14 protein-coding genes are annotated in these 20,733 nt (G+C 67.9%); 11 read left to right on the top strand and 3 right to left on the bottom strand.

The window, feature by feature from the left end; translation table 11 throughout:
• Positions 1-91: 91 nt before the first annotated feature.
• Positions 92-2,839 (bottom strand): pyruvate dehydrogenase (acetyl-transferring), homodimeric type, encoded by a 2,748-nt coding sequence (aceE, locus tag ACFWP5_RS16570; RefSeq protein ID WP_384156041.1) that lies wholly within the window; start codon positions 2,837-2,839, stop codon positions 92-94.
• Positions 2,840-3,245: 406 nt separating this feature from the next.
• Between aceE and ACFWP5_RS16565 the strand changes: the two genes are divergently transcribed.
• The 6 genes from ACFWP5_RS16565 to ACFWP5_RS16540 all read left to right on the top strand — a co-directional run bounded on the left by ACFWP5_RS16565 (position 3,246) and on the right by ACFWP5_RS16540 (position 7,797).
• Positions 3,246-3,683 (top strand): DUF3052 domain-containing protein, encoded by a 438-nt coding sequence (locus ACFWP5_RS16565; protein WP_384156038.1) that lies wholly within the window; start codon positions 3,246-3,248, stop codon positions 3,681-3,683.
• A gap of 127 nt (positions 3,684-3,810) precedes the next feature.
• A complete protein-coding gene (locus ACFWP5_RS16560; RefSeq protein ID WP_384156035.1) occupies positions 3,811-4,269 on the top strand; it encodes a peroxiredoxin in 459 nt (152 codons plus the stop codon).
• 112 nt (positions 4,270-4,381) lie between these two features.
• The gene (locus tag ACFWP5_RS16555) at positions 4,382-4,957 is read left to right on the top strand and encodes a TerD family protein (RefSeq protein WP_019060360.1); all 576 of its coding nucleotides are present in this window, start codon (positions 4,382-4,384) and stop codon (positions 4,955-4,957) included.
• A 114-nt stretch (positions 4,958-5,071) separates the two neighbouring features.
• Complete coding sequence (locus ACFWP5_RS16550; protein ID WP_384156032.1) at positions 5,072-5,647, top strand: TerD family protein; 576 nt, start codon at positions 5,072-5,074, stop codon at positions 5,645-5,647.
• A gap of 153 nt (positions 5,648-5,800) precedes the next feature.
• On the top strand, positions 5,801-6,946 hold the full coding sequence (locus tag ACFWP5_RS16545) for a DUF475 domain-containing protein (protein WP_384156029.1): 1,146 nt from the start codon (positions 5,801-5,803) through the stop codon (positions 6,944-6,946).
• 116 nt (positions 6,947-7,062) lie between these two features.
• The gene (locus tag ACFWP5_RS16540) at positions 7,063-7,797 is read left to right on the top strand and encodes a Tellurium resistance (protein WP_033286889.1); all 735 of its coding nucleotides are present in this window, start codon (positions 7,063-7,065) and stop codon (positions 7,795-7,797) included.
• Positions 7,798-7,884: 87 nt separating this feature from the next.
• Here the strand turns inward: ACFWP5_RS16540 and ACFWP5_RS16535 are convergent, their stop codons facing one another.
• A complete protein-coding gene (locus ACFWP5_RS16535; protein ID WP_384156025.1) occupies positions 7,885-8,661 on the bottom strand; it encodes a TerD family protein in 777 nt (258 codons plus the stop codon).
• Between the two features lie 176 nt (positions 8,662-8,837).
• Here ACFWP5_RS16535 and ACFWP5_RS16530 point away from each other — a divergent pair, with 176 nt between their 5' ends.
• From ACFWP5_RS16530 to ACFWP5_RS16520, 3 genes are read left to right on the top strand one after another with little or no spacing between them, the layout of a single operon-like run.
• A complete protein-coding gene (locus ACFWP5_RS16530) occupies positions 8,838-10,004 on the top strand; it encodes an HpcH/HpaI aldolase/citrate lyase family protein (RefSeq protein ID WP_384156022.1) in 1,167 nt (388 codons plus the stop codon).
• A gap of 14 nt (positions 10,005-10,018) precedes the next feature.
• The gene (locus tag ACFWP5_RS16525) at positions 10,019-12,631 is read left to right on the top strand and encodes a phosphoribosyltransferase (protein ID WP_384156019.1); all 2,613 of its coding nucleotides are present in this window, start codon (positions 10,019-10,021) and stop codon (positions 12,629-12,631) included.
• Positions 12,631-13,443, top strand: coding sequence for an HAD family hydrolase (locus ACFWP5_RS16520; RefSeq protein WP_384156016.1), 813 nt, complete (start codon positions 12,631-12,633; stop codon positions 13,441-13,443). The genes ACFWP5_RS16525 and ACFWP5_RS16520 overlap by 1 nt, the downstream gene beginning before the upstream one ends.
• On the opposite strand, the gene ACFWP5_RS16515 is transcribed toward ACFWP5_RS16520, so the two are convergent.
• Entirely contained in the window at positions 13,440-13,664 is a 225-nt protein-coding gene (locus ACFWP5_RS16515) for a zinc ribbon domain-containing protein (protein ID WP_384156014.1), read from the bottom strand. The genes ACFWP5_RS16520 and ACFWP5_RS16515 overlap by 4 nt on opposite strands.
• A gap of 852 nt (positions 13,665-14,516) precedes the next feature.
• Between ACFWP5_RS16515 and ACFWP5_RS16510 the strand changes: the two genes are divergently transcribed.
• Both ACFWP5_RS16510 and ACFWP5_RS16505 read left to right on the top strand, forming a co-directional pair.
• Positions 14,517-20,324: an RHS repeat-associated core domain-containing protein gene (locus ACFWP5_RS16510; RefSeq protein WP_384156011.1), complete on the top strand. Its 5,808-nt coding sequence runs from the start codon at positions 14,517-14,519 to the stop codon at positions 20,322-20,324.
• A gap of 77 nt (positions 20,325-20,401) precedes the next feature.
• Positions 20,402-20,698, top strand: a complete 297-nt coding sequence (locus ACFWP5_RS16505) for a hypothetical protein (RefSeq protein ID WP_384156008.1) — start codon at positions 20,402-20,404, stop codon at positions 20,696-20,698.
• The last annotated feature ends 35 nt before the right edge of the window (positions 20,699-20,733 follow it).

Genomic DNA, 20,733 nt, shown 5'->3' with positions numbered 1-20,733 from the left:
GGGCCGCCCACCAGGGGCGCGGGGCCGTATCGATTTGCGGCTCCGCCGCGTGGGCGCGACCAGCCCCCACGCACCCGCACCCGACAAACGACTACGCGTCTCCGCCGGCCGCACCGGGATCAGCCGACGCGACGTCCAGCAACTGGTACCGATCGACCGCCTGCTTCAACACAGACCGGTCGACCTTCCCCTCCCGGGCCAACTCCGTCAGCACAGCCACCACGATCGACTGCGCGTCGATGTGGAAGAACCGCCGAGCCGCCCCGCGCGTGTCCGCGAACCCGAACCCGTCCGCCCCCAGCGACTGATAAGTCCCCGGCACCCATCGCGAGATCTGATCCGGAACCGACCGCATCCAGTCGGAAACGGCCACGAACGGACCCTCCGCCCCGCTCAACTTCCGCGTGACATAAGGAACCCGCTGCTCCTCCTCGGGATGCAGCAGATTGTGCCGCTCCACCTCGACCGCCTCGCGCCGCAGCTCGTTCCAGGAGGTCGCCGACCACACATCGGCCCGCACGTTCCAGTCCTCGGCGAGGATCCGCTGCGCCTCGATCGCCCACGGCACGGCGACACCGGACGCCATGATCTGCGCCGAGACCGTCCCCGAAGAGCCCTGGCTGATGCGGTGGACGCCCTTGAGGATGCCCTCCACGTCGACGTCCGCAGGCTCCGCCGGGTGCTGGATCGGCTCGTTGTAGACGGTGAGGTAGTAGAAGACGTCCTCGCCGTGCGGGTGTTCCGCGTCCGAGCCGTACATCCGCCGCAGCCCGTCCTGCACGATGTACGCGATCTCGTACGAGTACGCCGGGTCGTAGGCGACACACCCCGGGTTGGTCGACGCCAGCAACTGCGAGTGGCCGTCCGCGTGTTGCAGCCCCTCACCGGTCAGAGTCGTACGACCCGCGGTCGCGCCCAGTACGAAACCGCGCGCCAACTGGTCCGCCATCTGCCAGAACTGGTCACCGGTGCGCTGGAAACCGAACATCGAGTAGAAGACGTAGACCGGGATGAGCGGCTCGCCGTGCGTCGCGTACGCCGAACCCGCCGCGATCAGCGAGGCCGTGCAGCCCGCCTCCGAGATGCCGTCGTGCAGCATCTGGCCGGTCGGCGACTCCTTGTAGGCGAGCAGGAGTTCGCGGTCCACCGACTCGTACTGCTGGCCGAGCGGGTTGTAGATCTTCGCGCTCGGGAAGAACGAGTCCATGCCGAACGTGCGGTACTCGTCCGGCGCGATCAGCACGAACCGCCTGCCGATCTCCTTGTCCCGCATGAGGTCCTTGAGCAGCCGTACGAACGCCATGGTGGTGGCGATCGACTGCTGGCCGGAGCCCTTCTTCACACTCGCGTACGTCTTGTCCTCGGGCAGGGCCAGCGGCTTCGAGCGGACGACGCGCGTCGGGACGTACCCGCCGAGCGCGTTGCGCCGGTCGTGCATGTACTGGATCTCCTCCGAGTTCCGGCCCGGGTGGAAGTACGGCGGCGCGCCGGACTCCAGCTCCTGGTCGGTGATCGGCAGGTGCAGCCGGTCGCGGAAGCCCTTGAGGTCGGGAGCCGTCAGCTTCTTCATCTGGTGCGTGGCGTTGCGGCCCTCGAAGTTGGGGCCCAGCGTCCAGCCCTTGACCGTCTGGGCGAGGACGACGGTCGGCTGGCCCCGGTGCTCCTTGGCCGCCGCGAAGGCCGCGTACACCTTCTGGTGGTCGTGCCCGCCGCGTCCCAGGTGCAGGACCTGGTCGTCGGTCATGTTCTCGACCATCGCGCGCAGCCGGTGGTCGTGCCCGAAGAAGTGCTCGCGGATGTACGCGCCGGTCTCGGTGGCGTACGTCTGGAACTGGCCGTCCGGTGTGGTGTTCAGCTGGTTGACCAGCACGCCGTCGCGGTCCTGGGCGAGCAGCGGGTCCCAGGTGCGGTCCCAGACCAGCTTGATGACGTTCCAGCCGGCGCCCCGGAACTGCGACTCCAGCTCCTGGATGATCTTGCCGTTGCCGCGCACCGGGCCGTCGAGCCGCTGGAGGTTGCAGTTGACGACGAAGGTCAGGTTGTCCAGGCCCTCGCGCGCCGCGATCGACAGCTGGCCCAGCGACTCCGGCTCGTCCATCTCGCCGTCGCCGAGGAACGCCCACACGTGTGACTTCGAGGTGTCCGCGATCCCGCGCGCCGCCATGTAGCGGTTCATCCGCGCCTGGAAGATCGCGCCGAGCGGGCCCAGGCCCATGGACACGGTCGGGAACTCCCAGAAGTCCGGCATCGACCGCGGGTGCGGGTACGAGGACAGCCCGTACGGCGCCTTCGACTTCTCCTGGCGGAACGCGTCCAGCTGCCGCTCGCTGAGCCGGTCCAGGAGGAACGCGCGGGCGTAGATGCCCGGCGAGGCGTGCCCCTGGAAGAAGATCTGGTCGCCGCCGTCGCCCTCGTCCTTGCCCCGGAAGAAGTGGTTGAAGCCCACGTCGTAGAGCGAGGCGGAGGAGGCGAACGTGGCGATGTGGCCGCCGACACCGATGCCGGGCCGCTGGGCCCTGGACACCATCACGGCCGCGTTCCAGCGGGTCGCGTTCAGGATCTTGCGCTCGATCTCCTCGTTGCCGGGGAAGAACGGCTCGTCCTTGGTGGCGATCGTGTTGACGTAGTCCGTGCTGCGCATCTCGGGCACGGCCACGCGCTTCTCGCGGGCCCGCTCGATCAGCCGGAGCATCAGGTAGCGGGCGCGCTCGCGGCCACGCTGGTCCACGGCGGCGTCGAGCGAGTCGAGCCACTCCTGGGTCTCTTCGGGATCGAAGTCAGGAACCTGACTCGGAAGGCCGCCAATGATGATCGGATTGCGATCGGATCCGGAAGCCACGCTGTTCCTTACCTGTCAGAGGGGGCTGTCTGAGGCTGATTGGGGCTTGATGAGGGCTTATCTGCGCTGGATTTCCATGGGTCTGCACCGTTCCCCATGGTCTACCGCAGGACGGCAATCGTCATCTCTACCGTGAGGTAACCGTGACTCGTTTAGCAAAGCCATTCGAGTCGCGTACCCTCGGAGGGTTCTCAAACGTGCAAACCGGGCAGAACGCTGTGGTGTACGTCACCGGCGGCCGCGATAGCGTGCCTGGAGTTGCGGCGACACGGCCAGGATCGTCACCGTTTCGGCGTTCCGAATCGCCGGGTACTTGCGCGATCCGGCCCGTCCGTGTGGACTACGGCCAATGCTTCGCGCACGCGCGTGGCTGGACATTCATCAAGACATGATCAGGAGGCAACCCGTGAGCGCGACCGCGGACCACGCGGAGGAGCGGACGAACCCTGCCGTCAGGCTGGGGTTCCAGCCCGAGCAGGTGGTCCAGGAGATCGGCTACGACGACGACGTAGACCAGGAACTCCGCGAGGCCATTGAAGAAGTCATCGGCAGCGACCTGGTGGACGAGGACTACGACGACGTCGCCGATGCCGTGGTGCTGTGGTTCCGCGACGATGACGGCGACCTGACCGACGTGCTGGTGGACGCCATCTCGTACGTCGAGGAGGGCGGCTCGATCCTGCTGTTGACGCCGAAGACCGGCCGTGACGGCTACGTCGAGCCCAGCGACATCTCGGAAGCCGCCACGACCGCGGGCCTTTCGGCGGCCAAGAGCGTCAGCGTGGGCAAGGACTGGAGTGGCAGCCGGCTGGTGACGCCCAAGGCAGCCAAGTCCAAGAGGTAGTCCCCGGAGGTACCTCGATCGTTGAATCCCGGACGGGCTGGCCACGCCAGCCCGTCCGTCCGCATGCGGTGATCGCTGCGTAGGGTGGAGTCACCCGAACAGCCCCACCGAAGGGATGCAGGACGAGATGGCGATCCAGGTCGGCGACAAGGCCCCCGATTTCGAGCTCAAGGACAACCACGGCGCCACCGTGAAGCTCTCCGACTTCCGGGGCGAGAAGAACGTGGTGCTGCTCTTCTACCCCTTCGCCTTCACCGGCGTCTGCACCGGCGAGCTGTGCTCCCTGCGGGACAACCTGCCGCAGTTCACCGACCGCGACACCCAACTCCTCGCGGTCTCCAACGACTCCATCCACACCCTGCGCGTCTTCGCCGAGCAGGAGGGCCTGGAGTACCCGCTGCTCTCCGACTTCTGGCCGCACGGCGACACCTCGCGCGCGTACGGCGTCTTCGACGAGGACAAGGGCTGCGCCGTGCGCGGGACCTTCGTCATCGACAAGGAGGGCGTCGTGCGCTGGACGGTCGTCAACGGCCTGCCGGACGCGCGCGACCTCAACGAGTACGTGAAGGCGCTCGACAGCCTGTGATTGTTAGGTTCCAGAGCCTGCGAGGGTCGGGAACCCGTCACTAGGATCGAGACGTTGATCCGATACCGACGCACTCGGGGCATCCCCGCCCCTGGACACCAATGGAGGACTCGTGGGAGTCAGCCTCAGCAAGGGCGGCAACGTATCACTGACCAAGGAGGCCCCGGGCCTGACCGCGGTCATCGTCGGTCTGGGGTGGGACGTCCGCACCACCACCGGCACCGACTTCGACCTCGACGCCAGCGCACTGCTGCTGAACAGCGCGGGCAAGGTCGCCAGTGACGCGAACTTCGTCTTCTTCAACAACCTCAAGAGCCCCGACGGCTCCGTCGAGCACACCGGTGACAACACCACCGGTGAGGGCGAGGGCGACGACGAGGCGATCAAGGTGAACCTCGCGGCGGTCCCGGCCGACGTCGACAAGATCACCTTCCCGGTCTCGATCTACGACGCCGAGAACCGCCAGCAGTCCTTCGGCCAGGTCCGCAACGCGTTCATCCGCGTGGTGAACCAGGCCGGCGGCGCCGAGATCGCCCGCTACGACCTCTCCGAGGACGCCTCGACCGAGACCGCCATGGTCTTCGGCGAGCTGTACCGCAACGGCGCGGAGTGGAAGTTCCGCGCCATCGGCCAGGGCTACGCCTCGGGCCTGCGCGGCATCGCCCAGGACTTCGGCGTCAACGTCTGACGCCCGAAGGCCTCACCGTCCGGCGCCGCGCGGTTCGCGTGCGGCGCCGGGGGTCCTCCCCTCTGGGGAGTGCAGGACAACCAAAGAAGCATCGCCTCGGGGAGGACCAGCACTATGGGCGTCACGCTCGCCAAGGGGGGCAATGTCTCCCTGTCCAAGGCCGCACCGAACCTCACGAACGTCCTGATCGGCCTCGGCTGGGACGCACGCTCCACCACCGGAGCCGACTTCGACCTGGACGCCAGCGCACTGCTGTGCAGCGGCGGGCGGGTGCTCGGGGACGAGTGGTTCGTCTTCTACAACCAGCTCACGAGCCCGGACGGCTCGGTGGAGCACACCGGCGACAACCTCACCGGTGAGGGCGAGGGTGACGACGAGTCGATCCTGGTCGACCTCCCGAAGGTGCCGGCCACCTGCGACAAGATCATCTTCCCGGTCTCCATCCACATGGCCGACGACCGCGGCCAGACCTTCGGCCAGGTCAGCAACGCCTTCATCCGCGTCGTCAACCAGGCGGACGGCCAGGAGCTCGCGCGCTACGACCTCTCCGAGGACGCCTCCACCGAAACGGCCATGATCTTCGGCGAGCTCTACCGCTACCAGGGCGAGTGGAAGTTCAGGGCGGTCGGACAGGGGTATGCGTCGGGACTGCGGGGCATCGCCATGGACTTCGGGGTCAACGTCTCGTAAAGGCGTTATCCACACCGGCTGTCCCGGTCGGCGGAGTCTCCCTCTAGACTCAGTGCTCGACGTCAAATTTTAAGTAAAGCCGAGTGCGGCGCGGGGGGAGACCCTCCCCCAGACTCCGTCTGGGGGAACCCCCAACACACGATTGGGTAGCCAGTGCTTCTGAAAACCTTCGGCTGGTCGTTCGCGGTCACCGCGCTCGGCCTTGTCGCAGCGGCGTTCTACGGGGGGTGGGAAGCCTTCGGAATCGTGGCGATCCTGGCCGTCCTGGAGATCTCGCTGTCCTTCGACAACGCGGTGGTCAACGCCGGGATCCTGAAGAAGATGTCCGCCTTCTGGCAGAAGATCTTCCTCACGGTCGGCGTCCTGATCGCCGTCTTCGGCATGCGGCTGGTGTTCCCCGTCGTCATCGTCGCCGTCACCGCCAAGATCGGTCCGATCGACGCGGTCGACCTCGCGCTCAACAACAAGGACCACTACCAGCAGCTGGTCACCGACGCCCACCCGGCGATCGCGGCCTTCGGCGGCATGTTCCTGCTGATGATCTTCCTCGACTTCATCTTCGAGGACCGGGACATCCAGTGGCTGCGCTGGATCGAGCGCCCGCTCGCCAAGCTCGGCAAGGTCGACATGCTGTCGGTCTGCATCGCGCTGATCGTCCTGCTGATCACCTCGTTCACCTTCGCGGCCCACGCCCACCAGCACGGCGGCGCGCACGCGGACAAGGCGCAGACGGTCCTGATCGCCGGCATCTCCGGCCTGATCACGTACATGATCGTCGGCGGACTCTCCGGCTACTTCGAGGACAAGCTCGAAGAAGAGGAGGAGCGGGAGCACGAGGAGGAGGAAGAGGCCGCGCGCGCAGGCAAGCAGCGCTCGGCGGTCGTCCTGGCAGGCCAGGCCGCGTTCTTCATGTTCCTGTACCTGGAAGTCCTGGACGCGTCCTTCTCCTTCGACGGCGTGATCGGCGCGTTCGCCATCACCAACGACATCGTGCTGATGGCGCTGGGCCTGGGCATCGGCGCGATGTACGTCCGCTCCCTGACGGTCTACCTCGTCCGCCAAGGAACCCTGGACGACTACGTGTACCTGGAGCACGGCGCGCACTACGCGATCGGCGCCCTGGCCGTGATCCTCATGGTCACCATCCAGTACCAGATCAACGAGGTCATCACCGGCCTGGTCGGCGTCATCCTGATCGGCTGGTCCTTCTGGTCCTCGGTCCGCCGGAACAAGGCCCTCGCGGAAGCCGAGGGAAAAGCAGGCTCGGACGAGAAGACTGAGGTCTCGTCCGGGGTGTGACAAGCTCCCCGGTAAGGGAACGCTTCTGTTCGGGGCGGCCGTCGAGGACATGTCCTCTGTCCGGCCGCCCCGACGGCTTTGTCATGCGGAATGTAGATGCGAACGTGGGGGCGGGAATGGGCTTCTTCGACGGGATCTGGCGGCGCGAGGCCGACTTCGACTCGGGCAGCGCGGCCAGCAACGCGATCGAACTGACCAAACGGCACCACCAGGTCTCGCTCACCAAACAGGGCGCGGCCACCGGCAACCTGCGCGTCAACCTCACCTGGCGGATGCGGACCTCCGACATCGGCGGCCTCCAGCGCGACAGCCTCCTGCGCCACCCCTTCAAGGCCCTCAAGCCCCCGGAGGTCATGGGCCACAGCCAGAGCATGGTCAACGTGGACCTCGACCTGGGCTGCCTCTACGAACTCATGGACGGCACCAAGGGCGTCGTCCAGCCCCTCGGCGGCCTCCTCGGCGACGTCAACTCACCGCCGTACGTGAAACTCAGCGGCGACGACCGCTTCGGCTCCGCGTCCGGCGAGACGATGTACGTCAACCTCGACCACCGCGACCAGATCAAGCGCCTCCTGGTCTTCGTCTACATCTACGACCAGACCCCGGCCTTCGACCGCACCCACGCGATCGTCACCCTCTACCCCAGCAACGGCCCCCGCATCGAGATAGGCCTCGACGAACGCCACCCCCAGGCCCGCTCCTGCGCGGTCGTGATGATCGAGAACGTCAAGGGCGAGCTGGTCGTCCGCCGCGAGGTGAAGTTCGTCTACGGCTTCCAGGCGGAACTGGACCGGTTGTACGGGTGGGGACTGCAGTGGGGCCGGGGCTACAAGACAAAGGTGGAGCGCTGAAGAGCTGAAGCGCCCCGAAGGGGCAGCTTCTTCAGGGGCGCGGGGAACTGCGCGACCAGCCCCCACGGGCCCGCACCCGAAATCCGCTCAACGCCCGATGAACTGAGGCCCCTGCGGCGGCAACCGAAAATCCGGATCCGGAGCGGTAGCGACAGGCACCGGTTGCGGATACCCGTACGTCCCCGCGGGAGCGGTCTGCGGATACCCGTACGCCGGCTGGGTCACGGGCTCCTCAGGCTGGGGGTACCCATAAGCCGACTGCACCGGAACCGCCGGAGGCAACGGCTGGGACACCCCCGCCTCAGGCACCCCCACCCCCTCCGACTCGTCCACGGTGATCCCGAAGTCCATCGCCAGCCCACGCAACCCGTTCGCGTACCCTTCACCGAGCGCCCGGAACTTCCAGCCATCGCCCCGCCGGTACAGCTCCCCGCAGATCAGCGCGGTCTCCTCACCGGTCTCCGGCTTGATGTCGAAATACAGCAGTGGTTCACCCTCGGCGACACCCGCGTCGTACAGCAGGATGCGCAGCCCCTGTACGCGGTCGAAGGTGTTGTCCTCCGCCGAAGCGACCACCAGAATCCGGCTGACTTCGGGCTCGACACCGGCGAGATCTGTCTGGATCGTGTCGGTGGGACCCTCCGCGACACGCTTCTTGCCGAGCCACCAGACCTTCCCGGAGGGGTGCCGGGGCTGGTTGTAGAAGACGAAGTCCTCGTCGGAACGCACCTGACCGGCGGGGCCGAGGAGCAGCGCCGAGGCATCCACGTCAGGGACCCCCTGCCCGGGAGTCCAGCGCAGCACGGCACGTACCGTGGTGGCCTCCAGCGGGACGTTCGACCCCTTCAGCATCGCGTGCGTCATGCGGTCATCCTGCCCTCTCGGTCCTGGTCACGACAACGTGGGGGTTCGGACACCGACATGGCCGAGTTACCTGAAGTTCATGCTCGGCGGGAACTCCCGACATGGGTTTGTACGTACTATTACCGGCCACCTATCGAAAACAATCACGAACCACATCGTCACCACGGGGGAGCTTTATGCGTCATTTCGGGCACATTGCCCCTGAGGTGCGGCGGCGTCTCTTCTTCCAGGAGCCGTGCGAGTTCGACGCGGACTCCCCGGCCCGGTTGCTCGCCGCGGCCCTGGGCGCCACGCTCTACAGCCCGGCCACCCGCCCCCGCCTCGCCGACGACATCGTCAAGCTGGCGGGACGCGGCGTCGTGTCGATGGTGCTGTGCCTGGAGGACTCCATCGGCGACGAGGACGTCCCGGCCGCCGAGGAGAACCTGGTCCAGCAGTTCACCGAGCTGGCCGCCCGCCCGGACGCCGAGCTTCCGCTGCTGTTCGTCCGGGTCCGCGTGCCCGAGCAGATCCCCGATCTCGTACGCCGCATGGGCCCGGCCGTGAAACTGCTCTCCGGCTTCGTGATGCCGAAGTTCACCGAGGAGAGCGGCACGCCCTTCCTGGAGGCGCTGGCCTCCGCGGAGGCGGCGAGCGGCCACCGGCTGTTCGGCATGCCGGTCCTGGAGTCGCCCGAGCTGCTGTACCGCGAGTCGCGCGTCGAGACCCTGGAGGGCATCTCCCGCGCCGTCGACAAGTACCGCGACCGCGTCCTGGCCCTGCGCCTCGGCGTGACGGACTTCTGCTCCTCCTACGGCCTTCGCCGGGCCTCCGACATGACGGCCTACGACGTCCAGATCGTCGCCAGCGTGATCGCCGACGTGGTGAACATGCTGGGGCGCGCGGACGGCACAGGCTTCACGGTGACCGGCCCGGTGTGGGAGTACTTCCGGGTCCAGGAGCGCATGTTCAAGCCGCAGCTGCGCCGCAGCCCCTTCCTGGAGGGCCAGGCGGAGGAGCTGCGCGAGGCGCTGATCGAGCACGCCATGGACGGACTGCTGCGCGAGATCGCCCTCGACCAGGCCAACGGGCTGATGGGCAAGACCTGCATCCACCCCACGCACGTGCTGCCCGTGCACGCGCTGTCCGTGGTCAGCCACGAGGAGTTCTGCGACGCGCAGGACATCCTGCGGCCGGAGCGGGGCGGCGGAGGCGTGCTGCGCTCGGCGTACACGAACAAGATGAACGAGGTGAAGCCGCACCGCGCCTGGGCCGAGCGGACGATGCTGCGCGCCGAGATCTTCGGGGTCGCACGCGAGGACGTCGGCTTCGTGGAGCTGCTCGCCGCCGGAATCCCCGGCTGAATCGCAAGGGACGTATGAACAAGGCAGTGAACGACGGGGTCTGGTCGGGCAGTTGGGTCGCGGAGCGGCTCGGTGTCGAACTGCTCGGCGACCCCGAGCTGACCGACCTCCTGGGACTCGCGCTCCGGCGCAACCCCAAGCGGGCCCACCTCCTCGTGTCGAACGTACTCGGCAAGCACGTCCCCCAGTCCCCGACCGTGGTCTACGGCTACGGCTTCACCCTGGGCCGCCGCGTACGCGAACTCCTCGGCACGGAGGAGTCCCGCCGGGCGGTGGTCCTCGGCTACGCGGAAACCGCGACGGGTCTCGGCCACGCGGTGGCGGACGGCATCGCCCTCGCTCCCTACCTCCACTCCACCCGCCGCCCCGTCCCCGGCGTGGCCACGGCAGGCGGCTTCGAGGAGTCCCACTCCCACGCGACGTCCCACCTCCTGCTCCCCGAAGACCCCGAACTCCTTTCGGGCGAGGGCCCGTTGGTCCTGGTGGACGACGAGTTCTCCACCGGCAACACGGTCCTGAACACCATCCGTGACCTGCACGCGCGTTATCCGCGGGAGCGGTATGTGGTCGTAGCCCTGGTCGACATGCGTTCCGTTGCCGATGCCGGACGCCTGGACGAGTTCGCGGCGGAGATAGGCGCGAGGGTGGACCTGGTGGCGGCGGCTTCCGGCACGGTGAGTCTGCCGGAGGGGGTGCTGGAGAAGGGACAGGAGTTGGTGGCGCGGTACGAGGCAGGGGGTGCCGGGACAGGTAGCCGGTTGTCTGCGGCGCCGTCGGGGCTGGTCGCGCAGTTCCCCGCGCCCCTAAAAGACGGGGGCGTCGAAGCCGACCTGAACTCCGACTCCCCAGGGGCGCGGGACTGTATTGGATCTGCGGCTACCGCCGCGTGGGCGCGACCAGCCCCCACCGGCCCGCACCCGGCCCGCAACCGAATCACCCGAGTCGAACTCCGCTGGCCCCACGATCTCCCCGACGGTGGAAGACACGGCTTCACCCCGCAACACCGAATACGCCTGGAAGCCGCCCTCCCCGCCATGGCCGCCCGCCTGGCAGACGCACTCCCGGAAAACGCCCACCGCGTGCACATCCTCGGCTTCGAAGAGCTGATGTACGCCCCGCTGAGACTGGCCCGCGAGCTGGAGCAGGTCGTCGACGCCGGCGTCACCTACTCCACCACCACCCGCTCACCGGTCCTCGCGGTGGACGACCCGGGCTACGCGATACGAACCCGCCTGACCTTCCCGGCCCACGACACCCCCGCGGACGGCCCCGGCGACCGCTACGCCTACAACATCGCCCGCGCCGACTTCGACGCCGTGGTCGCCGTGATCGACTCCACCGCCGACACTCCCGAACTGCACGCCCCGGACGGCCTGTTGGCGCAGCTGGCCGAACACACCCCGCACGTACTGCTCGTGGTCGTCCCCTCCTACGCCCCCGAGCAACCGCACGTACCCGAAAGGCCCGCCATGCTCCCCGACCCCCTCCGCGGCCCCGCCTTCTCCTCGTACGCGCCCGAAGAGGTCGGCTGGCTGCTCCAGGACCTCTCGGACGTGACCCTGGAGGCGCCGACCGAGGAGCGCGAGGAGGCCATCCAGAGCGGCGGCGCGCACTACGCGGAGTCGCTGCCGGTGGAGTACCAGCCGAGCGAGCAGTACCAGCAGCTGTTCCACACCGCACTGGACGAGGCGGCGGACCGGCTCGCGCTGGCCGTGGGGGCGGTCACGGAACTCGTCCTCGCCGAACGCTCACCCCGCCCGGTCCTCGTCTCCCTCGCCAGAGCCGGCACTCCGGTCGGCGTCCTGATGCGTCGCTGGGCCCAGCATCGCCACGGTCTCGACCTCCCGCACTACGCCGTGTCGATCGTGCGCGGTCGCGGTATCGACGCCAACGCGCTGCGCTGGCTCGCCGCCCACCACGACCCCGCCGACGTCGTGTTCGTCGACGGCTGGACCGGCAAGGGCGCCATCACCCGTGAACTCACCGAGGCGGTCAGGGAGTTCGAGGAGTCCGACGGCATCACCGGCTTCGACCCGGAGATCGCGGTGCTCGCCGACCCCGGTTCGTGCGTGAAGACGTACGGCACCCGCGAGGACTTCCTCATCCCCTCCGCCTGCCTCAACTCGACCGTGTCGGGGCTGATTTCGCGTACGGTGCTCCGCTCGGACCTGGTCGGGCCGAACGACTTCCACGGCGCCAAGTTCTACCGCGAACTCGCCGGCGCCGACGTCTCGGTGGACTTCCTGGACGCGGTCGCCGCACGCTTCCCCGAGGTCTCGGACGCCGTGACCAGCCTCGCCAAGGAACTGCTGGCCGCCGACCGCACCCCAACCTGGGAGGGCTGGGCGGCAGTTGAGCGGATCAGCGAGGAGTACGGCATCCACGACGTGAACCTCGTCAAGCCCGGCGTCGGCGAGACCACCCGGGTGCTGCTGCGCCGGGTGCCCTGGAAGATCCTCGCGCGGGCCGGCGCGGGTGCCGACCTCGACCACGTCAGGCTGCTCGCCGAGCAGAGGGGAGTGCCCGTCGAGGAGGTCGGCGAACTGCCGTACACCTGCGTGGGGTTGATCCACCCCAAGTACACGCGCGGTGCGACCGGTGCCGACGGCAAGGCGGTGGCGGTCTGATGCCGGTACTCGTCGCGAGCGACCTCGACCGTACGCTCATCTACTCCGCGGCCGCCCTCGCCCTGACCATGCCGGACGCGCGGGCGCCCCGGCTGCTCTGTGTCGAGGTGCACGAGAGCAGACCGCTGTCCTTCATGACGGAGACGTCGGCCGGGCTGCTCACCGAACTCGGTGACGCGGCCGTGTTCGTGCCGACCACCACCCGCACCCGCAAGCAGTACCAGCGCATCAACCTGCCCGGCCCGGAACCGACGTACGCGATCTGCGCCAACGGCGGGCATCTCCTCGTGGACGGTGTGACCGACGAGGACTGGCACGCCCGGGTGCAGGCGAAGCTGGCCGCCGAGTGCGCTCCGCTGGAGGAGGTGCGGGAGTATCTCGCAGCCACCGCCGACCCGGCCTGGGTACGCAAGCACCGCATCGCCGAGGATCTCTTCGCCTACCTCGTCGTCGAGCGCGAGCTGCTCCCCGAGGAGTGGGTGAAGGAGCTCGCCGTGTGGGCGGAGAACCGCGGCTGGACGGTGTCCTTGCAGGGCCGCAAGATCTACGCCGTACCGAAGCCCCTCACCAAGAGCGCGGCCATGCGAGAGGTAGCCCGCCGCACCGGCGCCACCCTGACCCTCGCCGCCGGCGACTCCCTGCTCGACGCCGACCTCCTGCTCGCCGCCGACAAGGGCTGGCGCCCGGGCCACGGTGAACTGGCCGACGCGGCCTGGGCGGCACCAAGGATCACGGCCCTACCGGAGCGGGGCGTGCTCGCCGGTGAGCGAATCCTGCGGGAATTCCTGAAGTCGGTCCGTACGGGGAACTAGCCGCAGCAACCGCCGCCGCAACAGCCCCCACCCGAGCCGGTGGGGGCCGCGGACCGGGCGGCGGGTGCGGCCGCCGTACCTCCCACCGCCACTGTCGACAAGAGCTTTACCGTGTCTTGATGCCCTTCCGGGCATGCTGCCGGAGCGCTTGACTCGGACATGGGACGGGACAGTTCGAAGGTGTCGCCGCAGGTGCGGCAGCGGTACTCGTAGCGGGGCATGAGGACAGGCTAACTGGAGTGATAGGCACGGCGTGCGGCCGCTCAGGACCATCCTGGGCAGCGGATCGCCAGGGCCCTGGGTGTGGGAGATCCGCCAAGGGGTCGGAGTCGTCTTTGCCCGAACATGACCTGACGACGATTCGCCCTTGGTGTCGAGCGTGCATTTGTGACCCTATGCGACCGAACACTTTAGATTTCATTACACCCGAGTGCGCATATAAGTTTAGCGATCATTTTTCGTCATAATTGGTCAGCTTTGACGGCCTGAAATGGGTCTAGACCGTAAAGATCCCGTCCAGTATCTCTTGTGTGATCATGGGCGCCGCCTGCGCCCGGACATACCAGAGGAGTCCCGTGAGGACCAGTCGCACAGGCCATTTCCGAATAAGACCCAACGGCGGATCCCTGTCAATCTCACCTCGGCAGGTGGCAATGGCAACGGCACTGACGCTGTTGCTTATCACTGAAGCGGCCGTAACGCTCTCGACCACTGGACAAGCCTTCGCCGTCTCCGCTCACAAGGCGCGCACCACCTCGGTGGCGAAACCCCGCCCCGCCTCCACCGGGCCGCTCTCGGCTCCCGACGCGGCATCGGCATTCGCGACAGCCCGACTGCGTAAACGCAAGGTCGAGATTCTCGACCAACTCACGGACAAGACCACAACTTGGGCAAACCCGAACGGCTCGCTGACCACTCGGTCATATGCGGCGCCGGTCCGCTTCAAGCGAGCCGGGAAATGGGTTGATGTCGATACAACCCTGCATATGAATGCCGATGGCGCTGTGGCGCCCAAGGCCCAGCCGAATGGTTTGGTTCTCGCGCCCGGTGGCAAGAATGCCGTGCTGGCCGGCATGGGATCGGGCAAACATCGGGTAGCGGTCGGCTGGAAGGGCACGCTTCCCAAGCCGTCCCTCAAGGGCACCACCGCCACCTACGCGAACGTCACGCCAGGCGCGGATGTGACCGTACAGGCGACGCGGACCGGCTTCGAGGAGAACGTGATCCTCAAGTCGCGCCCCACGGCCGGTTACACGGTGACCATTCCCGTCTCCGCTAAGGGGCTGACGGCCAAGCAGCGCAAGAACGGCTCGATCACGTTCACCGATGCCCACCACAAGGTCGTCGGCACCATACCGGCGCCGATGATGTGGGACGCGCAGGTCGACGCCAAGTCCCTGGAGCACCCGCACCGCGCCCGGCTGAAGATGACGATGTCCCAGTCCGGTGACACGGTGAATCTCACCCTGGCCCCGGACGCGAAGTTCCTGGCCGACCCCAACACGCAGTACCCGGTCACGGTGGACCCCTCCACGAGTCTTTCTCCCCTGCTGGACACGTGGGTGGAGAACACCGACACGGCCCCGGAGTACACGTCCACCGACCTGAAGCTGGGCACCTACGACAGCGGCACCGACGTAGCCCGCTCGTTCCTGGAGTTCCCGGTCCTCCCGCTCGACAACACGCAGATCCTGTCCTCGTCGCTGAACCTGTACGAGTACTGGGCCGGTGGCTGCGTTCAGTCGCCCTGGGAACTGTGGGAGTCCGGAGAGTCCTCCACGGACACGGTCTGGTCGAACCAGCCGGTCTGGAAGTCGAAATACGCCACAACCTCCCAGACCAAGGGCTACTCGAGCGACTGCACCACCTCCAGCGCGGAGGGCTGGGTCTCCATCGACCCCTCGACCTTCCTCCAGTACGCCGGTGACAACGGCTACGACGTCGCCTACATGGGCTTGAGGGCGTCCGACGAGACGGACAGCAACAGCTGGAAGCGTTTCTACTCCGCCAACGCCTCGGCCAACGTGCCCTACCTGTCGGTGACCTACAACTCGTACCCGATGCCGTCCGCCCCCACAGTGGCGCCCGGTGTCTCCTCGGTCTCCGGCTCCACCACGACTCTCCTCACCAACACGACCACTCCGCAGCTCCAGTCGACCGTCACCGACGCCGACGGCGGCAACGTCATGGCGCAGTGGAACGTCTACGACACCACCAGTGGCGCCAACACCAAGGTCATCTCCAATCTCAACGGCAGCTGGACCGCCTCCGGAGGTATCTCCAGCGCGTCCGTCGCGGCCGGAACACTGGTGAACGGTCACACCTACACCGCGTGGCCCTACGGGTACGACGGCTCCCTGTGGTCGCGTCAGACCGTCCCGAACGGACTGGTCTTCACGATCGACACCACCAAGCCCGGCGCGCCGACGGTCGCCTCCACGGACTACCCCTCCGGCGGCTGGGGCAAGGGCGCCGGACAGAGCGGCGCGTTCACCATCACCCCGCCCTCCGGCGGCACGGACACCTCCGGTGTCGTCTGGCAGCTCGACTCCGGGGCCCAGAACTCCGTGGCGACCACCGGTAGCGCCGTGAGCGTCAGCGTCACCCCGTCCGCGGACGGCCCGCACACCCTGACCGTCTCCACCCGCGACAATGCCGGCAACCTGTCCGCATCGACGGTCTACAGCTTCAACGCGGGTAACGGCGCCGTCACTTCGCCCACCGACGGCACCAGGACCGCGCGGCGCGTCACACTGACCGCCGCCGCGGCGTCATCGACGTGGCAGTCGGTGAAGTTCCAGTACCGGCGATCCGCCACGGACAGCTGGACGACCATCCCGGTCGGCGACGTGACGTCCGGCGGCAACGCCGTGAGCAGTTGGCCGGTGGCCGTCACGAGCGGCGCCAACTCCCCGCTCGTCTGGGACGTTTCCAGCACCTTGGGCGATGACGGCTCGGTCCAGGTCCGTGCCGAGTTCACGGACACTTCTTCGGCGAGCCACGACACCTCCGCCGTCACCGCCACCCTGGACCGCGCGGCCACCCAGACCGCCAGCGCCTCGGTCGGTCCGGGCACGCTCAATCTGTCGACCGGCAACTACACCCTGTCCGGCCCGGAGACCTCCTTCTTCGGAATGTCGGTCGCCCAGACACTCGATTCCCGCAGCCCCCTGGGGACCCCGCCGGCCGGTCAGACCGCGCCCTTCGGGCCCGGCTGGCAACTGGCGGGCGCTTCCGCGACGGCGATGACGGACTACACCGAGATCCGCCCGGTGACCTCCACCGCCGTGCAACTCGTCGGCTCGGCCGGCTCCCAGGTCTCGTTCACCAAGACCAGCAGCGGGTCCTGGACTCCGGAGCCCGGCGCTGAGGCGTACACGCTCAGCTACAGCAGCTCCGCGGACACCTACACGCTGACCGACACCTCGGGAACGACGACGGTCTTCGCCAAGTCCTCCACCACGGCGGGTGTGTGGGCTGTCGCTTCGTCGAGCCCGGCGGGCAGCGGTACCTCGGTGCGCTACCGCTTCGACTCCGTGACCAGCGGCACCACCACCTCGATGCGCCTGGCCCGGATGGCCGCGCCCACGTCCGCGATCTCCGACACCAACGCGTCCTGCCTCACCCCGACGACGCCGGCGGTGGGCTGCCGGGTCCTGCAACTGAGCTATGCCTCCGCGACCACCGCGACGGGCACGACCAGCGGTACGTTCGGCGACTACGCCGGCCAGGTCAGCATGATCGTCATGTGGGCCACCGACCCGGCCACGGGTACGGAGACGTCCAAGGTCGTCGCCCAGTACGCGTACGACTCCACCGGCGCCCTCCGCCAGGAGTGGAGCCCGCAGATCACGCCCAACCTCGTGACCGCGTACACCTACACCGCGGCCGGCCGAGTGGCTACACTCACGCCTCCGAGCCAGCTCCCCTGGACGTTCACCTACGGCACGGCGGGCACCAACGGCGACACCAACGCGGGACGCCTGCTGAGCGTCTCCCGCCCGACCCTCACCCAGGGCTCCGCGTCGTGGACCAACGGCACGGCAACCACCACCGTCGTCTACGACGTGCCGCTCACCACCGCGGCGGGCGGCCCCTACGCGATGAGCGCTTCGGACGTGGCCGCCTTGGCTCAGTCCGATGCGCCGACCGACGCCACGGCCGTCTTCCCCGCCGATCAGGTTCCCACCTCCAACACCGGATCTGGGAACCTCACCTCCAGCTCCTACACTCGCGCCGAGATCCACTACCTCGATGTCAACGGGCGCGAGTCAAACACGGCCTCCCCCGGTGGGCACGTCACCACCACCGACTATGACGCTGTCGGGCACCCCGTTCGCCAGCTCAGCGCCGCCAACCGCGAACTCGCCCTGGCCGCGAGCACCAACACCGAGCTCAACGTGCTCGGACTGGCGGCGATGACCACCACGCAGCGTGCCAACCTGCTGTCCTCGGTGAACGTCCTCGACAGCAGCGGCCAGCTCCTGACCGACACGTACGGCCCGCTGCACCAGGTCACTCTGGAGCACGCGTTGGCCGCCTCAGGTACCAGCGCCGCCCGTGCGGCCGGCTCCGTCGTCGCCGCCCGGACACACACCCACAACACCTATGACGAAGGACGTCCCACCGACGGCTCCGCGAATGCGTCCGCTCTCGTGACCACGGCCGTCACCGGCAGCACCATCGCGGGCTACGCCACGGACGCGGACACGCGCACCACCAAGACCACCTACGACTGGACGCTGGGACAGGCGACCAAGACCACGGTCGACCCGGCAGGCCTGGCGATCAGCACCACAACGGGGTACAACGCCGCCGGCAGGGTGACCTCCAACTCCCAGCCGTCCTCCACCGGCTCCGACGCCGGTGCCACCACGACCACCTACTACACCGCTACCGGAAGCAGTCCCTGCGGGGGCCACCCCGAGTGGGCCGACCTGGTCTGCCAGACCGCTCCGGTCGGCGCCATCACCGGTGGTGGCTCCAACCCGAGCCAGCGGGCCACCACGACGACCACGTACAACCTGTACGGCTCGCCGAGCACGGTGACCCAGACCGCCAACGGCGTCACCCGCATCAACACCGTCACCTACGACGCGGCAGACCGCAAGATCACGCTCGCGGTCTCCGGCGGTGTCGGCCAGGCTGTGCAGACGACGACCACGACATACAACGCGAGCAACGGCCTGCAGGCCAAGGTCTCCACGCCGGACGGCGCCTCGGCCACCATGAGTTACGACCAACTCGGCCGTGCGATGTCCTCGACCGACGCGGACTCGAACACCGCCACCGTCCAGTACGACGCCCTGGACCGACCCACGCAGACCAGCGACTCGGCGCCGTCGACCACGACCTACACCTACGACACCAGTAAAGACCCGCGCGGTGTGCCGACGACGCAGACCGACTCCAAGGCCGGGGTCTTCAGCGCCACTTATGACGCCGATGGCAACGTGAGTACGGAGTCCCTGCCGGGATCGATCACGCTCAAGATCACCACGGACGAGACCGGACAGGCCACCTCCCGGGTCTACACCGACGCGAACGGGAACGTGCTGCTCTCCGACCAGGCGGGGTACTCCGGAACCGGGCTTGAGGTCAGCCGGGCCCAGTCCACCACCGGAGGTCTTGGCGTCAACAACACGTACGCCTACGACGCCGCGGAGCGCCTCTCGGACGTCAGCCAGACCGTCCTCACCACCAGCGCCACCACCGGCGCGACCAGTACCTGCACCACGCGGCACTACGCCTTCGACAAGGACTCCAACCGCACGGGGCTGACCACGGCCGTCGGCGCCGCCAAGGCGGCCTGCCCCACCAGCGGCGGAACCACGGTCAGTCACAGTTACGACAGTGCCGACCGTGTGGTCGACAGCGGCTACACCTACGACGCCCTCGGCCGCACGACCGCTGAGCCGAGTGGGACGACGACCGCGTACTACGCCAACGACCTGGCCTACCAGCAGACCTCCGGCACCAGCCGCGTCACCTGGCAGTTGGACCCCCTGGGCCGCAACCGGTCCTACACGGCGGAAACCAACACATCCGGAAGCTGGACCCAGACCGCGGCCCGCACCAACCACTACGACGGCACCTCGGACTCGCCCTCCTGGACCAGCGAGAGCACGAGCGCGTACACGCGCAACATCAACGACATCGCCGGAGACCTCAGCGCCGTCTACTCCTCGGCGAACGGCGACATCCTGCTGCAACTCACCAATCTGCACGGTGACGTCAACATCGTGCTGCCCATCAACGACAACGCCACCCCGGTCCTGGTGATGGCGGCCGACGAGTACGGCAATCCGCTCACCGGTACCAGCACCTCGCGCTACGGCTGGCTGGGTGGCAAGCAGCGCTCCGGCGAGACGCCCTCGGGCGACATCCTCATGGGCGCCCGCCTGTACAACCCGTCACTCGGCCGCTTCCTCCAGACCGACCCGGTCTTCCAGGGATCTGCCACCGCCTACGACTATGTCAACCAGAATCCCACCACGGGCTTCGACCTGGACGGCACCTCGGGCAACCGCAACGGCATCTACTGTTCCCGGTCCGGCCGTTGGAAGACGTGCGACCTGTACCTCAGCGAGTACCGGACCCGGATGCTCATCGACACCATGTGGGACGGTGTCGGAGCGGCCGGCGTGTGCGCGGCAGCGGGTGCGGCGAGCTTCGTCACCGTCATCGGCGGTTACGCCGGAGCGGTCTGCGCCGTCATCGGCGCAATCCTGGCGATGAGCGCGTACGCACTCAGCCATATCGATGACGCCGGGCACAACCGCGGTATCTACATCGAGATGTGGTTCTACCACTTCCAGTGGTGGTGGTTCGGATGGCACTACAGGTGGGTCCCATCCGGGGGATACGTCTGGCATCAGTGATCGTCCGGTCCTGCGGGGCGGGGGTGTGTCCCCCGCCCCGCAGGGCTCCGTTCCGGCGTTAATGATGAGGAGTGCAGATGGACAGTGCGACGACGCTCGTGCTGTGGATCGCTTTGGCCATGCTGGTCGCCGTGGGGGTGGCCGGCGGGGTCGGTCTGGTACGGGACCGGGGCCGGGAGGCGCCGCCCGCTGCTGCGGGCCTGCGCAATCCCCGTTTGGTGCAGATGGTGGTGGGCCTGTGGGGACTGCTGACGATCCTGCCCAGGCTGCTCGGTGTCGCCTCCGCGGTCGGGCTGCTGCTGACTGTCGTGGGCCTGGTGCCGCTGGTCACCGTGCTCGTGCTGGAGGTCAGGGCGCGGCGGCAGCATCGTTGACGAAGACCCAGGTCGACATCCCCCGCACGGGTTGT

The organism is Streptomyces sp. NPDC058469, assembly GCF_042721125.1.
Classification (GTDB): domain Bacteria; phylum Actinomycetota; class Actinomycetes; order Streptomycetales; family Streptomycetaceae; genus Streptomyces.
Note: the sequence above shows the minus strand (reverse complement) of the source record. Positions and strands in the feature narration are given on the sequence as shown.

Bases quoted from the DNA above. Each gene is read 5' to 3' on its own strand.
- ACFWP5_RS16505 (WP_384156008.1), top strand. From the start codon at position 20,402: ATGGACAGTGCGACGACGCTCGTGCTGTGGATCGCTTTGGCCATGCTG.
- ACFWP5_RS16540 (WP_033286889.1), top strand. From the start codon at position 7,063: ATGGGCTTCTTCGACGGGATCTGGCGGCGCGAGGCCGACTTCGACTCG.
- ACFWP5_RS16515 (WP_384156014.1), bottom strand. From the start codon at position 13,664: ATGCCCCGCTACGAGTACCGCTGCCGCACCTGCGGCGACACCTTCGAA.
- ACFWP5_RS16525 (WP_384156019.1), top strand. From the start codon at position 10,019: ATGAACAAGGCAGTGAACGACGGGGTCTGGTCGGGCAGTTGGGTCGCG.
- ACFWP5_RS16535 (WP_384156025.1), bottom strand. From the start codon at position 8,661: ATGACGCACGCGATGCTGAAGGGGTCGAACGTCCCGCTGGAGGCCACC.
- ACFWP5_RS16520 (WP_384156016.1), top strand. From the start codon at position 12,631: ATGCCGGTACTCGTCGCGAGCGACCTCGACCGTACGCTCATCTACTCC.
- ACFWP5_RS16530 (WP_384156022.1), top strand. From the start codon at position 8,838: ATGCGTCATTTCGGGCACATTGCCCCTGAGGTGCGGCGGCGTCTCTTC.
- ACFWP5_RS16550 (WP_384156032.1), top strand. From the start codon at position 5,072: ATGGGCGTCACGCTCGCCAAGGGGGGCAATGTCTCCCTGTCCAAGGCC.
- ACFWP5_RS16560 (WP_384156035.1), top strand. From the start codon at position 3,811: ATGGCGATCCAGGTCGGCGACAAGGCCCCCGATTTCGAGCTCAAGGAC.
- ACFWP5_RS16510 (WP_384156011.1), top strand. From the start codon at position 14,517: ATGGGATCGGGCAAACATCGGGTAGCGGTCGGCTGGAAGGGCACGCTT.